Consider the following 13856-nt stretch of genomic DNA (forward strand, 5'->3'; position numbering starts at 1 on the left):
TATATTCCTTTCCGTTTTCCGACTGATAGAAAGGTTCGAAGATATGCTGCAGGGCGTTAGCCTCTATTCCGCTGCCCGTGTCGCAGACGTCGAGATAGAACATGTTGTCGGCACACCATGTGATGACGCTCACCTTGCCCGACTTGGGAGTGAACTTCATGGCGTTTGACAGCAGGTTGTTCATCACCTTGCTTATGTAGTCGGGTATGAAGTCCATTGCCATCTGGTTTTTCTCCACATACTGCAATGCGATTCCTTTGTTTGTGGCATACGGCTTGTATCCCTCCACTATCATTTCCACGTAGGCACACACGTTTCCGTTTGTCCATTCCGGATTGCCGATGTTCGACTTTATCTTCGAAATGTCGAGAATCTGGTTGATGAGCATGAGCAGGTTGCGTCCCTGCTTCTCTATCGTCATCATCTTCTTCCGGCTGTCGTCGTCCAGGTTCTTCTTGTCCTTCGCCATGTCGTGGCTCAGACCGAGGATCAGCGTCAGCGGTGTGCGGAATTCGTGGGTGATGTTGGTGAAGAAGTTCTCCTTCATCTTCATGTATCGTTGCTGCATGGCAAACGATTTTCGTCTTGCCTTCAGTGTGTATGCCATCATCAGCGTGATGCCGAGCAGCAGTATGGCGGCGGCGGCAAGCATCCTTTTCTGCATCCTCTGCTCGTTCAGGTGCTGCTCGTTCAGCATCCTGTCCTTCTCCTTCTGCCTCTGGTTCAGGTCGCTGTGCAGCTTTTCGATTTCAAAGAGGTTTCTGGCGTTCATCGTGCTGTCCTCTATGCTCTTTGCCCTGGCGTAGCAGTCGAGTGCCTTCTGGTAGTTGCCGTTGCTCTTGTATAGTTCCGACAGTATCTTCAGTATTCTCGGGTCATATTCCCTTGTGCCGATTTCGTTGGATTGCATTCTGACAGTCTCCAGATATTTCCATGCGCTGTCCGGCTTGTTTGCAGCCACATACGCCTCGGCGAGCGCCGAACAAGGTTGCAGCCAAAGCCATGCGTCGCGGTCGCGGTTTATCGTTCCCATTGATTTTCTGAACAGTTCTATGGCGTTCTCATACCTGTTTTTTTTCATCTCCAGACTTCCAAGATGCATGTAGCAGTATGCCACTCCGGTCCGCGAGTTGCATTTCTTGCTGTGATACATGGCACGGTTGTAGTATATCCGTGCGGAGTCTATCATTCCCCTTTTCTCAAACACCATTCCCAGGTTAGAGCAGTCCACGTTCATTCCCAGGTCGCTGCCCAGCCTCGTCTCTATGGCGAGCGCTCTTCTCAGCATCTCGTCAGCCTTCTGGTAGTGGCCCACGGCCATATACGAGTTTCCGCATCCGTTGTATCCGATAGCCATACACTTCAGATATTTGTATCTCGCCTCCTGTATTGACAGAGAGCTCACCTCCACGGCAGCGAGATGGTTTGACAGGGCATCGTAGTATAGTCCCATTCTGCGGTAGTTCACTCCCAGGTCGTTCAGAGCACTAGCCCTCATCAGCGTGTCGTCGAGTTCTGTGGCGATTTCGAGCTGCTGCTGGTGTGCCGCTATCGCACTGGTGTAGCGGTTGGCGTTCAGGAAGCAGTGACCCAGTTCGGCGTATGCCGCCATCTCCTTGTCGCGCTCTTCCGATTTCTTGTATCTGTTCACGAGTGCAGTCAGCGAGTCGATGTTCTTGCTGCGTATCGCTGAAGTGTCGAGCTGCAGCCGCTGGCTTTCGGTGTATGATTCAGACGCATTGTTTCGCCGTTGGCATGCCGTAAGGTTTAGCATAGCCAACAGTATAGCGAAGAGGTATCGTAGTTGGTCTTTTTTCATAGCTTGACTTACCCTAAAAAAACTTGACACTTTTGGATGCCTAAAACAAAAGTGTATGAGAACAAAAGTAAAACGTGAAAGAGATCGTGTCCTAAATGAAGCGACAGGTCAGTATGAATGGGTATGGGTAGAATCCACTCGCTACATTCATGATGAAGAAGATCGAGTACTTGCTGCACTTGATTTCCTTAAAGGCGAGAATACGCCTGAGGAATTAGTTGAGAAACATCATATTTCCAACATTCAGGTGCTGTTTTCTTGGGTAGGTCGTTATCTTTCTGAAAATCGTTTAGTATCTTTGCAGGAGAACAACGATGACACTATGGCAAACAAAAGTAAAGACGAGCAGATCAGAGAATTGAAAGCAGAGCTCAAGAAAGCAAGAAAAGAGGCAGAACTAGAGAAACTACGTGCCCATGCCTACGACACAATGATTAACCTTGCAGAAGAACGATTCAATATTCCAATAAGAAAAAAATCTGGCACCAAACAGTAAGTCTGCTCCGCGAAGAGTCTTCACCAGCATCGATGAATACCCTTTGCAGGCTGTTTGGTTATAGCAGACAGTCGTTCTACAACCGTGAAGATCCAGACAATGACTTTGTCGATAATGCCTTAGAAACCATGATAGTGGAGAAGGCCAGAGAATACCGTAAGGATAACCCTGGACTTGGTTGTGCCAAACTATACCTCATCGTCAAACGCTTGTTTGAATCCACTGATCGTATGCCTGGACGAGATGCGTTCATAGAATTGCTCCGTGCCAATGGATTGATGGTGCAGTTGAAAAGACGTCGTCACTACAAGACAACTGACTCCAGTCATCATTACCACAAGTATGACAACTTGATAAAGGATGTGGTTCCCATGCGACCTAACGAAATATGGGTCAGTGACATAACGTACATAGAAACAACTGAGGGTGTGTGTTACTTGTCGCTTATCACGGATGCCTATTCTCATAAGATTGTGGGATGGGCAGTAGGACCGACCTTGGAAACCATATACCCATTGGAGGCACTGCGTATGGCACTGGCAACAATTGACGATGAAACAGCATCCCGTCTCATCCATCATTCTGATAGAGGAAGCCAGTACTGTAGTGCTGCATACGTTAAGGAGCTAAAGGCACATAATATAATGATAAGCATGACCCAAAGCGGTGATCCTCTCGAAAATGCCATTGCAGAACGCGCCAATGGCATCATCAAAACAGAATGGCTCTACAAGATGAGCATACCGTCAATAGAGAATTGTAAGGAAGAACTGACTCGTATCATACGTTTCTATAATACAGAACGTCCGCATATGAGCATTGGATACAAGACTCCCGAAACGGTACATACAGAAGTTGGAGAACAAAAAAGGTGTTGGTGCAATCCATGGAACAGACCTGCTGCCACAGGCAGCTGATAGGTTTTTCTTAGCCATACAGCATCTCCTAAAATAATGGGCGCTGCCCCGAAAGACAACGCCCATACCACTATTTCAGTGTGATGCAGAAACCTATTGCTGGCGAGTTGCTCCTCAGCAGAGCTCGCTTCCTCTTCGGCTTCTGACAGCAAAATTACGAAATATTTTTATTTCTTGCACTAATCAAAGGAATAATCATTAACTTTGCAATTGGAATGCGAGAAGGTAGTAAAGCAAATCAGTTTACTGATGAAATCTTGTAAAACAAATCAGTTCAACTAACAGAACTTGTAAAGTAAAACAGAGAACTGAATAAAAGTTGTAAACCTAATTAGTTAATCGCATCCAATTCTGTCAACTAATTTTAGGAATAGTCATTATGTGTCGAAAAGTGTAGCTTTGTATTGATATTATGTGTCAGAAATTGTAAGTTTTCGCCATCGTCATGTATCGAAAAGTGTATTGATCTGGCTGTTTTATGTGTCTGAAAGTGTAATAGTCAGGATTGTTATTGTGCTTTTCCAATGAATTTCTTATATTTGCAGAAGAGTAGGGTAGTCTGCCGCACTCATTGATGAAAAACGAGATTGATGGTCTGCCGGCCATTTGTGACATTAGATATTAACCGATAACAAAAACGAAAGAATTATGAAAAGATGCGCATTGTTACTGATGATTTTTGCATTCCTGCAAACCTGTGTGGCTCTTTCAGCCGAACCGTTCACCAAGAAGCAATATGAAGAGATGGTGAGACTGTTCAACGACCACCAGCAATCCAACGTCAAGCAACCATTTGACAAGTGGACCACGCTGCCGCTGATAAACAAGCCGGAGGGGCTCAAAGTGGTTTTCCTTGCTTCGGAGAATGAGGCAACGGGAGGCTTTTTCTTCGTGGACAGTACCGACGGCAAGGTGAAGACAATCACGACATACACCTCACCAATGAAGTTCGCTTTCTATTCCATGTCGATAGAGGGCGGCAAGATAGGACTGACGGCGTTGGCTGGAGGACCGTGTGTCTCTTATTGGACATATTCCGTGTTCCCCGACAAGGCAGATTATTATGTCTTCGTGAATGAATGCTACGGAGAAGTGACGGAGGCCACAAGTACTACTACCGACAAGCTCGATTCGGAGATTGCCAGGATTACAGTGAAGCAATTCATGATGGAGCATGACCCGGTGGGGGAGTGGCATAAGCTGCGCCGCTGATGATACAGTAGATATCCAATCCCCAAACGGCATAATGACCAATTCGGGATATAAGACAAAATCCAAGCAAACCCTAATGACCGATATCCAAGCAAACCCTAATGACCGGTGTCGGATAAAAAACCGCCCCATCGTCGTTGGTCTCCCAACGAGTGACGGGGCGGTTGACAATTCATTAGCGAGTTGTTCAGGATAATCCTGTATGCGCTATATATATAATGTGCGACAAGATTTCAGAACCTCACTTTCTAAGAACATGATTTATGTTTGAAAATATGTTGCTTCTTGTGAGTTGGATTACAGGTTGTTTGAGACTTCAAGTATGTTCTTGATGCACGTTGTGTTGCGGTTGTCTTCCAACCATACCCTACCGTTCTTCTTGTCAAACTTCTTCACTGTAAACTTATCCTCATAAGAATCTACGTATACACCGAACACCTTGTCTCCAGGTTTGAACGAAGGTTTCAGACTGATGAGCTTACAGTCGCTGCGCTTGGCAACGTAGATGTGGCCTGCAAAACCAGAGATGAGCACCTTGTCGTCTGTAAGCGAGATGATGTATCCCGCCTTCTTCTGTCCTTCCTCTTCGTATGCCACCTGCATGCCAGGAGCCCATTCGCCTTCTTTCAGCACTCTGAATGTGCCGGGCTTAATCTTCTCGTCCTCTTTGAATTTCTTCACCTCTCCGTTCTTTATAGACCAAGACAAGTCGAGGTAAGACACCGTAGGAGCCTTAGGGTCAGAGGCATCGGTCACGATGGCACGCTTCAGGCCAGATCCTGACTGCCACCATGTGAGCAGGATGTCGCCCACCTTTGCCGTGGCGTCTGATGGCAGAGGTATAATCAGGGCATTAGGCACATCATATTCTTTGCCGATGTGATCCACCTTTGTGCTGCCCACTCCAGGTTCCGTCACTTCAGCACTATAGAATACGTAGGTCCTTTTAGACAGATCCTTGTCTTCTTGCAGATACTCTTGATAGTAAGACGGCGTAAGAACGGTCTGTCCCTTCTCCACGTCCACCTTCACGTCTCTCGGGAAGTCCCATGGCCATGGGTCCACGTTGCCAGCCTTTGCCTTGTCACCTTCATTCACTTCTGTAGAGTCAGCGTCAGGATTCGGTCCGTCCACTTTTTTGTTTCCACAGCTCATTGTCGTCAGAAACGCTCCCGCAAAAAGCGAAGCAATAATGATATTCTTCTTCATAGTCTTATTGTTTTAAGTTGTTGTTATAGTTTTCTTGGTCACTTCCAGGGGTCTTTGTCTGCCGGAGTGCGTATGTCGGTGAGGGCAATCATCACGTTGGTTACAAACCATCTGCCCGTAGACTCCTTGTATCTCATCGTGATAGGAGCCGGCGAGTCAGCGCCTCCGCTGTGCAGATACACCTTTGCCCATTTGTAGCCGCCGTCCTCGCTGAACGAGTTCTTGTCAGAAGTCACCTTGATGGTGTACGGCATTGTCGGCGTGTAGCTGTTGGCAGGTGTCGCACCGTCGAAGAAGGCGTAAGTGATATAACTCTTGTTGTCCTTCGATTTCAGCAGCCTCCTGTTCACGAGCTCCTTCTGCGACTGCGACCACTGTGTCGGACCGTTCAGGTATTCCAGCATCTCCCATGTGGCGTTGAGGTCGTTGTTGATGTTACACAGGGCAGCCACACACAGGGCAGCCGTCTTGTGAGGAGTGTTGAGCGACGCCTCGGGCAGAGCTTTCATTTCCGCCAGGTTCTTTGGCAGGGCGTTGAAAGTGAAGGTCTCTGTGCGCGGTGTGGTGTCCACTTCTCCCGGTGTGCCGTCGAGGTTCGCTCCCGGGTCATTTGCCGATGAACCGCCATTGTTCGTTCCGCCCGTGTTTGTTCCGCCCGTGTTTGTTCCGCTGTTAGGCTTGTCAGTGCCGTCATCATCCTTTGAGCATGATGTGAGGCTGAGCGATAGTAAGGCTAATGCCATCAAAAAGAACTTTCTCATAATTGTCAATTCGTTTTTAGTTATCATGTTGAGCATGTAGTGGGAGCAAGGATCCGTGGGAGTCTTAATGTCAAACTTATATACTATATTTATTCCTAAACCTTTTATCCTTTACTCTTTTCTTCTTTGATCCCATGGATCCCTGCTCCTTTATGCATGCGTTATTATTAATTTTTAGTATTGGTTCCTTTTTATCCCATCCTATATCAGCCAGCCGATGGGCTTCGCTGCATTAGTTGCGTTTTGTATTCAATTTCTCTGCAATCAGCTTTTTGCCCTTCGCAGAGAAGGCGAAGATCACGGCTCCCACTACAGCCAGGAGCAGGATTCCTGTGAGCGGACGATAGAACAGCCATGCCAGTGCGATGATTGTTACAGACCATGCAAAGCCCAATACGCCGCAGATGAGCGATACTCCTAATGCGAAGATGTTTGCCACGAAAGGTATCACCTTCAGCAGAGTCTCTGCGATGCCCAGTATGCCGCGCAGACCGGAGATTACGAGCAGCACGCCGATTACGCGGAGCACCCAAGTCAGCATGCTGTTGCCCTCGTGCTGCTCGGTGAACATCTGGTCGGCAGTCTGCACACCCTGTCTGATTACCGACAGCTGCTTGCCGTTCTTTGCCGTATAGTTAGAGAATGTGTTGCCGTTCACCACTGCGATGACCGACACGTCGCCCGGATCACACTGCTTGTAAGTCACTCTCACGTCGCCGATTTCAGGAGTAGCCGAGTTCATGCCCATATATATCGTGTTGCCCTGAACATGAATGCATTCAGCATTATAGGCGTTAGCAGACTTCTGTTCCACGGAGTCGTTAGCGTTCTGGGTCTCCTTGTTTTCAGCCGTCTCGTTGCTCTTGCTGCCGTGTTTCGACTTGTAGATCTTCACTATCTGCTTGTCCAGTTCGCGCAGCTTGTCGTCGGTTAGAGTCACCTTTGTCTCCGTATTTGTAGAGAGCGACGTCACTTGACTTTCGTTCAGCTTGTAGGCACCGAAGGTCACTTCCTTAGCGTCCCATCTCTCCCTCTTCAGGTCGGCAAGCACGAAGTTGCTGTTCTTATACTGAGGGTCGTGGAATTCGCTGGAGTTCACCGGTTCGCTCTTCCACCCCTTTTCATAAGTATATGTGGTTACAGTCTCTTCGCTGCCGCCGAGCTTGTCTTTCTTCGTCTTCTTGGCAACCTCCACCCACTGATAGTATTCCACACTGCGCTGCAGGGCAATTGCGCCAACTTTGATTCCGAACACATCGTCGGTCAGTGTGTCTTTTGTCGTGGCGAGTCCTGTGGCATGTACGAGTTTGCCGTTTAGTGACGGGCTGATGTTTGTGATGTCTTTCATCTCCACATAGTTGCCCTGTGCCTCTTCAAGCATTCTGGTGGTTTTCACCGCTCTGCCTTCGTTCCACCATAATAGACAGGTTCCGATGATGAACATGAGGATTCCGGAGAATACACCGCCTACTGAATTTTTCAGTCTGCTACCGTAGCTGGTAGTTGTTGTTTCTGTGTATGCCATAATAGTTATGTTTATTGGTTAATATTTCTTGTTTGGTTTCATCAGGTGAGGAGTTCCTTTCCCCTTTGCTCCCCTTGGCCTGTTGTTCTGTCAATTTATCAGGATTTATCCTTTGTCAGTTTCTGTGAGGAAATTTCCCGACACGCTTTGTTTTTTGTCTGGGGCAAAGTTACGGATGAAACCGGATATCCCACATTGCAAATCTTCTCAAAAAACTTGCAATTCCTACTTATTTCATTTTTCCTCCCGTCTTCGGCGGCGTTTCCCTGATGACAAAACCGGCAGTTTTGCCAACTCCAGTAAATAAAACCTTTTACTTTGAACGAACTCGACATTTTCAAAACTTACACTGCTAAAGTGTTGATACATAATGTGTTAAATAACGATTCTGACAGGATTTGCCAATTTTGATGTTGCCTATAAGAGCCTTGAGGCAATAATTCTTGATTTTTCCTTCAAAAACATCATTTTCCAGTCTTCAGATTCAATTTTCCTTCAATCTTTCAGTGCTTTCCTAAGTTATCGCCAATGATGCTAATAATCATCTCTGTGTATACAGTAATATCCTGTTAGCATTCATTATATCGGCTATCCCCCTTCTTGTATGCCTCAAATCTTTGTATATTCCTGCGTCTGTTCCGATTTCATTAAGTTATTTTACCAAAATGTCAATTTGAGAAGATTTGCAATTTTTTTGGAAGAAAATGCAAGCTGATTTCCTTTGTTTCATCCTTACCTTTGCACCAGCAAGAGCGATGAACAGCCAGGCTGCATCGCTACCATCACAAAAATACGATATATATGATATTGCGCTCCGTGTGAAAGTGGGCGTCGGGAGGTTGCCGAAAGGCAGACATCATGGTTGATGGGGATCAACGGAGGCATACCGTTTGCCTCGGGAGCCGGATAAACAATACCGGCTCCAATCCCCGCCAGCATGGATAGGATGAGAAAGACCATTGATGCAATGGTATACATATTATATATGCATTGACTCAAGACGGAAAATAGATGACGGAAAACAGACGTAAGGCGAAAAGACGAAACCATAATTAAAAACTGATAATATAAAGAGTGAGGCAATAACATTCATCAACCATAAACTATAAGATTATGAAAATGACAAAGACTATCGTTGCCCTCGCACTCCTGTTTGGATGCAGCGCAACAACAAACGCACAGATTGGCGGACTCCTGAATAAAGCAAAGAAAGCCGCCAAGGAAAAAGTGGAAAATAAAGTGAAAAAGGCAAAGAACGACGCTCGGAACAAGGCAGAAGACGCAGCCATGGAGAAGACTGGTATGAAGAAGGCCGACTACGACCCCAACCGCAAGTATAAGCCAAGCAAGGAAGCTCTCGCTGCCGACCCGCAGGCTAACGACCAGACAATAGAGAAGGGCTTCACCAAGAGCATCGGCGACATCCATGCCTGCTATGAGCAGATTCAAGACGTTACACTCTACTCACCTTATTACACCGACGACGCCAAGCGCTTCTACGGCATAGGAGCTGAAGAGGGCACGTTCTACAACATCTTCTTCGGAATGTTTTCAGAAACATTGAAGTATGACGGTATTCACAAGGCATACCATTATCCTAACTTCACTCCTGTGAATCTGGCTAACGACCAGATACAGGTGCCTTGCGACGAGTTCGTTCTCAACTTCTGGACTTGCCGTTTTATGGCTGACCCTAAGTCGGAGAAAGCTCTAAAGGAGTTTGTCTATGCCTACACTTGGCTCAATTCTATGAATGTGAAAGCTATCCGCCACTATGCCATGAAGGACGAGACGGCAGGCGTGATCGGCGACAACGCAATACTGCCTTCTAATTTCCGGCAAATGCGCTACGACCGCGACAACATGGCTTATGGTCTGGCAGTCACCGTCACTCCATACGAGAATCTGCTGAAGCTTGCCAACGAATGTGCTGCAGGCATCACGGCAAAGGACGGCAGCGGTTTCTCAAGACTGCTCTATCACCTCGTGCTCAAAGTGCTCGTTGACGACTTCCTGCCAAGACACAAGGATGCGAAGAACGATGATTCGTTGAGGCTCTTGAGTCTGAAGCTCGATACTCCGCGCATCGGAGAGCTCCTCGACGCTTATCAGAATGACTTCGTTGATGCTGTTTCAGAGCCTAAGGGCGTCACCGTGGATGCCAAGACCCGCAATGCCGGTATCGCTGCAGCGAAGAAATTCGCAGGTGCAAACTTCGAGAAGGCTGTGTTCACAAAGAGCTCATGGCAGACGTTCAAGGAGTCTAAGTATCCTTACCGCATAACAGCCTACGCTCTTCCTATCGCTATCATCACCAAGGAAGGCGGCAAGCGCTTCGTGCAGTATTGCACTCTCACCAAGTCTGCCAACGGTTCGAACTACTTCGTGCAGGCTGGTAGCGACACACGCAAGCATCCGATCAAGTAGACAAGATAACGGGTAGGCAAGGAGATTTGCATCACTTGTTTATAAACTTAAACAATGATTGTCAAGGAAAGCAAATCCCCTTGTCTACTTGTCAACTCGTCAACTCGTTTACTAACCAATAAAAAAACTACAATTATGAAGAAGATTTTACTTACCATCGCCTCCTTCGCACTGGCAATTGCAGTCAATGCACAGGTGAGCGTAACGCAGCAGAATATCAGCGTGATAGAGAATAATCCGAACATGACTCAACGTCAGCACAGTCAGGTAGTGGCAAAAGCACCGAAGAAGATAGCAAGCAACCAGCGCTGGGTGGGCTATTACTCTTCGGATGCTCTCGCAGACCCTGACGATGGCATGGGAGTTCCGTCATATCCAGGCGAGAACAAGGTTGGCATATACCTTACGGAGTCGATTCTTGAACCTTATATCGGTATGAAGATTGTAGGCATCCGCTTCGGACTCTGTGAGGATATCGGTCAGTCTGGCGTATACCTTCACCGAATTGTTGATGGTATTCCAGGTCAGGTAGTTACCTCTAACTACGTTCAGTATGGCAAAACCGGCTGGAATCAGGAGGATTTTCCTAAGCCTTACGTCATAAAGGAAGGCGAAGAACTTGCAGCAGTTTTCGAATACACACAGTATGGTGATCAAGAAGACCACTCGTTTCCGCTCTCGTTTGTAAAAGAAGGAGATGGCAGCATTCCTATATGGTACTGGTGTTTGTATAACGGTACGAACTATTCATGGAACCAGTTCGACGCAGGCGGAAAAAACCTTAGTATCCAAGTGCTTGTAGAGGGCGACTTTCCCGTAGGTTCATCGGTTGAGAGCGTCACTGCAAGTGGCAATGCCGTTGAGGTGGCACGCTACAACGCTGCCGGACAACTCATCAACGGCAAGCAGAAGGGGCTGAACATCGTGAAACTCAGCGACGGAACGACACGCAAGGTGATGGTGAGATGATTCCCGGTTTTACGTGGAGTCAAACAGCCAAATCACAATCATTGGAAAGGATAGCAATTCTCCAGGAAATGGGCACCACCGTTGCCACAAGTGGGCACGGTGGTGCCCAAAACTGTGTCCAAAATATTCACAAATCGTTTTTTTTGTTTTCTCTTTTCTTGGTCATAAAAAAGGACTGCACGGTTTCACAACCAGGCAGCCCCAAACTTAAACAACCAATAAAAGAAATAGATTGTACATATAAATATGTGTAGTCATATCAGAGGGACCAATCTAAAATCCCCATGACGTCTTTTCAAAATCTTTTTCTGTTAGCCGTCGTTATCTGATGAACAGCAGTTCGCGATACTTAGGCAGAGTCCACAGCTCGTCGCTCACCGTGAGCTCCAGCTTGTCGATGTGGTAGCGAATCTGCTCCATCTTAGGAGCCACCGTGTCGTGGTATGCCACAGCCTTGGCACGCTCGTCGGTAAGCTTGTTTGCCACCTTGCGCGCGTTGACCAGTTCCTCCACACCCTTCTCGATAATCTGTGTGCGCTCGGCGATGTCCTCGATAATCTTGATGTTTCTCGAGCTCAGCTTTTCAGCCTTTTCCTCCGGGAACACCATACGCATGTTCTGCACGTTTTTCAGCAGCATGCTCTGATAGTGGGTGGCAACAGGAATGATGTGGTTCATCGTGAGGTCGCCCATCACGCGTGCCTCTATCTGAATCTTCTTGGTGTAGGTCTCCCATTTCACCTCGTTGCGCGCCTCAAGCTCCTTCTTCGTCATAACGCCCAGCTTTGTGAACATCTCTACGGAAGAGTCGCTCAGATAGTTGTCGAAGATCACCGGACAGCTTGTCTCGCAGTCCAGTCCGCGCTTCTTTGCCTCCTCTACCCATTCGTCAGAATAGCCGTTGCCGTCGAAGCGTATAGGCTTGCAGGTCTTGATATCCTGGCGCAGAACGTCGATGATAGCTTTTACCTTGTCCTCGCCCTTCTCGATGAGAGCGTCAACACGAGTCTTGAAGTCAACCAGAGCCTCTGCCACGGCAGAGTTCAGAGCGATCATCGCTGCTGCACAGTTAGCCTCAGAACCCACGGCACGGAACTCGAAGCGGTTTCCGGTGAATGCGAAAGGCGATGTGCGGTTGCGGTCGGTGTTGTCGATGAGCAGTTCTGGAATTTCCGGAATGTCCATCTTCATTCCCTGTTTGCCCGCCATGTTGAACACATCCTCGCTGTCACTGTTTTCTATCTTGTCGAGCAGAGTTGAGAGCTGAGTGCCGAGGAATGACGATATGATTGCTGGAGGAGCCTCGTTGGCACCCAGACGGTGAGCGTTTGTGGCGCTCATGATAGACGCCTTGAGCAGTCCGTTGTGGCGGTATACACCCATCAGTGTTTCCACGATGAATGTCACGAAGCGCAGGTTTGCCTCCGGAGTCTTGCCGGGAGCATGGAGCAGCACGCCGGTGTCGGTAGACAAGCTCCAGTTGTTGTGCTTTCCGCTGCCGTTGATGCCGGCGAACGGTTTCTCGTGAAGCAATACTATGAATCCATGTTTGCGAGCCACCTTCTTCATGAGCGACATGAGCAGCATGTTGTGGTCTACGGCGAGGTTTGTCTCCTCAAAGATAGGAGCTATCTCAAACTGGTTTGGCGCCACCTCGTTGTGGCGTGTCTTGCATGGGATAGATAGTTCGAGAGCCTGTATCTCAAGATCCTTCATGAACGCCTGCACACGGTCAGGAATCGTTCCGAAGTAGTGGTCGTCCATTTGTTGGTTCTTTGCAGAGTCGTGTCCCATGAGTGTGCGGCCGGTGAGCATGAGGTCAGGGCGGGCACTGTATAGGTCGGCATCCACGAGGAAGTATTCCTGCTCCCATCCCAGGTTGGAAGTCACCTTTGACACCTTAGGGTCGAAATAATGGCATACGTTCGTTGCAGCCACGTTTACGGCGTGCAGCGCGCGGAGCAGCGGAGCCTTGTAGTCGAGCGCCTCTCCGGTGTATGATATGAATACGGTAGGGATACAGAGAGTGTCGTCGATGATGAAGACAGGCGATGTAGGGTCCCATGCCGAATATCCGCGCGCCTCGAAGGTGTTGCGGATTCCGCCGCTTGGGAACGAGCTGGCATCAGGCTCTTGCTGCACGAGCAACTTGCCGGAGAATTCCTCAATCATTCCTCCCTTGCCGTCGTGCTCGATGAAGGCATCGTGCTTCTCTGCTGTTCCGCCGGTGAGCGGCTGGAACCAGTGTGTGTAGTGTGTCACGCCATTCTCCTCAGCCCATTGCTTCATGCCGTTAGCCACGGCGTTGGCGATGCTGCGGTCGAGTGTGGCGCCATTGTCAATTACGTCTATGAGTTTGTCGTAGACGTCGGCTGGCAGGTATTTGTACATTTTGGCACGGTTGAAAACGTATTTTCCGAAATACTCTGACGGACGTTCCACCGGTGCTATAACTTCTTCAGGGCGTTTCTTGAACGCCTCTTCTACAACCTGGAATCTTAAATTAGCCATTGTTTTTTAA

Annotated in this window: 10 protein-coding genes; 5 read left to right on the forward strand and 5 right to left on the reverse strand. The window is 48.1% G+C overall.

All coding sequences use genetic code 11. The annotated features are described in order from the left end of the window. Positions 1 to 1819: tetratricopeptide repeat-containing sensor histidine kinase (locus CCC32_RS02455; protein WP_287072067.1), on the reverse strand; the 1819-nt coding region annotated here is incomplete at its 3' end. A 55-nt stretch (positions 1820 to 1874) separates the two neighbouring features. On the opposite strand from CCC32_RS02455, the gene CCC32_RS02460 reads away from it, so the two are divergent. The 3 genes from CCC32_RS02460 to CCC32_RS02470 all read left to right on the forward strand — a co-directional run bounded on the left by CCC32_RS02460 (position 1875) and on the right by CCC32_RS02470 (position 4444). Then, a complete protein-coding gene (locus CCC32_RS02460) occupies positions 1875 to 2315 on the forward strand; it encodes a hypothetical protein (RefSeq protein ID WP_052484576.1) in 441 nt (146 codons plus the stop codon). A 32-nt stretch (positions 2316 to 2347) separates the two neighbouring features. After that, the gene (locus CCC32_RS02465) at positions 2348 to 3232 is read left to right on the forward strand and encodes an IS3 family transposase (RefSeq protein WP_042517742.1); all 885 of its coding nucleotides are present in this window, start codon (positions 2348 to 2350) and stop codon (positions 3230 to 3232) included. Between the two features lie 648 nt (positions 3233 to 3880). Further along, the gene (locus tag CCC32_RS02470; RefSeq protein ID WP_287072071.1) at positions 3881 to 4444 is read left to right on the forward strand and encodes a hypothetical protein; all 564 of its coding nucleotides are present in this window, start codon (positions 3881 to 3883) and stop codon (positions 4442 to 4444) included. Positions 4445 to 4741: 297 nt separating this feature from the next. Here CCC32_RS02470 and CCC32_RS02475 read toward each other — a convergent pair whose 3' ends face one another. The 3 genes from CCC32_RS02475 to CCC32_RS02485 form a co-directional block, all read right to left on the reverse strand. After that, positions 4742 to 5653: a hypothetical protein gene (locus CCC32_RS02475; protein ID WP_022316649.1), complete on the reverse strand. Its 912-nt coding sequence runs from the start codon at positions 5651 to 5653 to the stop codon at positions 4742 to 4744. Positions 5654 to 5691: 38 nt separating this feature from the next. Continuing rightward, positions 5692 to 6414, reverse strand: coding sequence for a DUF6935 domain-containing protein (locus tag CCC32_RS02480; protein WP_022316648.1), 723 nt, complete (start codon positions 6412 to 6414; stop codon positions 5692 to 5694). Between the two features lie 232 nt (positions 6415 to 6646). Next, entirely contained in the window at positions 6647 to 7939 is a 1293-nt protein-coding gene (locus CCC32_RS02485) for a TMEM43 family protein (protein WP_287072073.1), read from the reverse strand. 1113 nt (positions 7940 to 9052) lie between these two features. Between CCC32_RS02485 and CCC32_RS02490 the strand changes: the two genes are divergently transcribed. Further along, positions 9053 to 10366 (forward strand): hypothetical protein, encoded by a 1314-nt coding sequence (locus tag CCC32_RS02490; protein WP_278841987.1) that lies wholly within the window; start codon positions 9053 to 9055, stop codon positions 10364 to 10366. Between the two features lie 135 nt (positions 10367 to 10501). Next, a complete protein-coding gene (locus CCC32_RS02495; protein ID WP_022316645.1) occupies positions 10502 to 11335 on the forward strand; it encodes a hypothetical protein in 834 nt (277 codons plus the stop codon). Positions 11336 to 11656: 321 nt separating this feature from the next. Here the strand turns inward: CCC32_RS02495 and CCC32_RS02500 are convergent, their stop codons facing one another. Then, positions 11657 to 13846: a glutamine synthetase III family protein gene (locus CCC32_RS02500; protein WP_287072083.1), complete on the reverse strand. Its 2190-nt coding sequence runs from the start codon at positions 13844 to 13846 to the stop codon at positions 11657 to 11659. Positions 13847 to 13856: the final 10 nt, after the last annotated feature.

It is taken from the genome of Prevotella sp. LMAG:51, assembly GCF_008680225.1.
GTDB classification, from domain to species: domain Bacteria; phylum Bacteroidota; class Bacteroidia; order Bacteroidales; family Bacteroidaceae; genus Prevotella; species Prevotella pectinovora.

Excerpts from the sequence above, each read along its gene's own strand:
- CCC32_RS02460 (WP_052484576.1), top strand. The coding sequence starts at position 1,875 with ATGAGAACAAAAGTAAAACGTGAAAGAGATCGTGTCCTAAATGAAGCG.
- CCC32_RS02465 (WP_042517742.1), top strand. The coding sequence starts at position 2,348 with ATGAATACCCTTTGCAGGCTGTTTGGTTATAGCAGACAGTCGTTCTAC.
- CCC32_RS02470 (WP_287072071.1), top strand. The coding sequence starts at position 3,881 with ATGAAAAGATGCGCATTGTTACTGATGATTTTTGCATTCCTGCAAACC.
- CCC32_RS02475 (WP_022316649.1), bottom strand. The coding sequence starts at position 5,653 with ATGAAGAAGAATATCATTATTGCTTCGCTTTTTGCGGGAGCGTTTCTG.
- CCC32_RS02480 (WP_022316648.1), bottom strand. The coding sequence starts at position 6,414 with ATGAGAAAGTTCTTTTTGATGGCATTAGCCTTACTATCGCTCAGCCTC.
- CCC32_RS02485 (WP_287072073.1), bottom strand. The coding sequence starts at position 7,939 with ATGGCATACACAGAAACAACAACTACCAGCTACGGTAGCAGACTGAAA.
- CCC32_RS02490 (WP_278841987.1), top strand. The coding sequence starts at position 9,053 with ATGAAAATGACAAAGACTATCGTTGCCCTCGCACTCCTGTTTGGATGC.
- CCC32_RS02495 (WP_022316645.1), top strand. The coding sequence starts at position 10,502 with ATGAAGAAGATTTTACTTACCATCGCCTCCTTCGCACTGGCAATTGCA.
- CCC32_RS02500 (WP_287072083.1), bottom strand. The coding sequence starts at position 13,846 with ATGGCTAATTTAAGATTCCAGGTTGTAGAAGAGGCGTTCAAGAAACGC.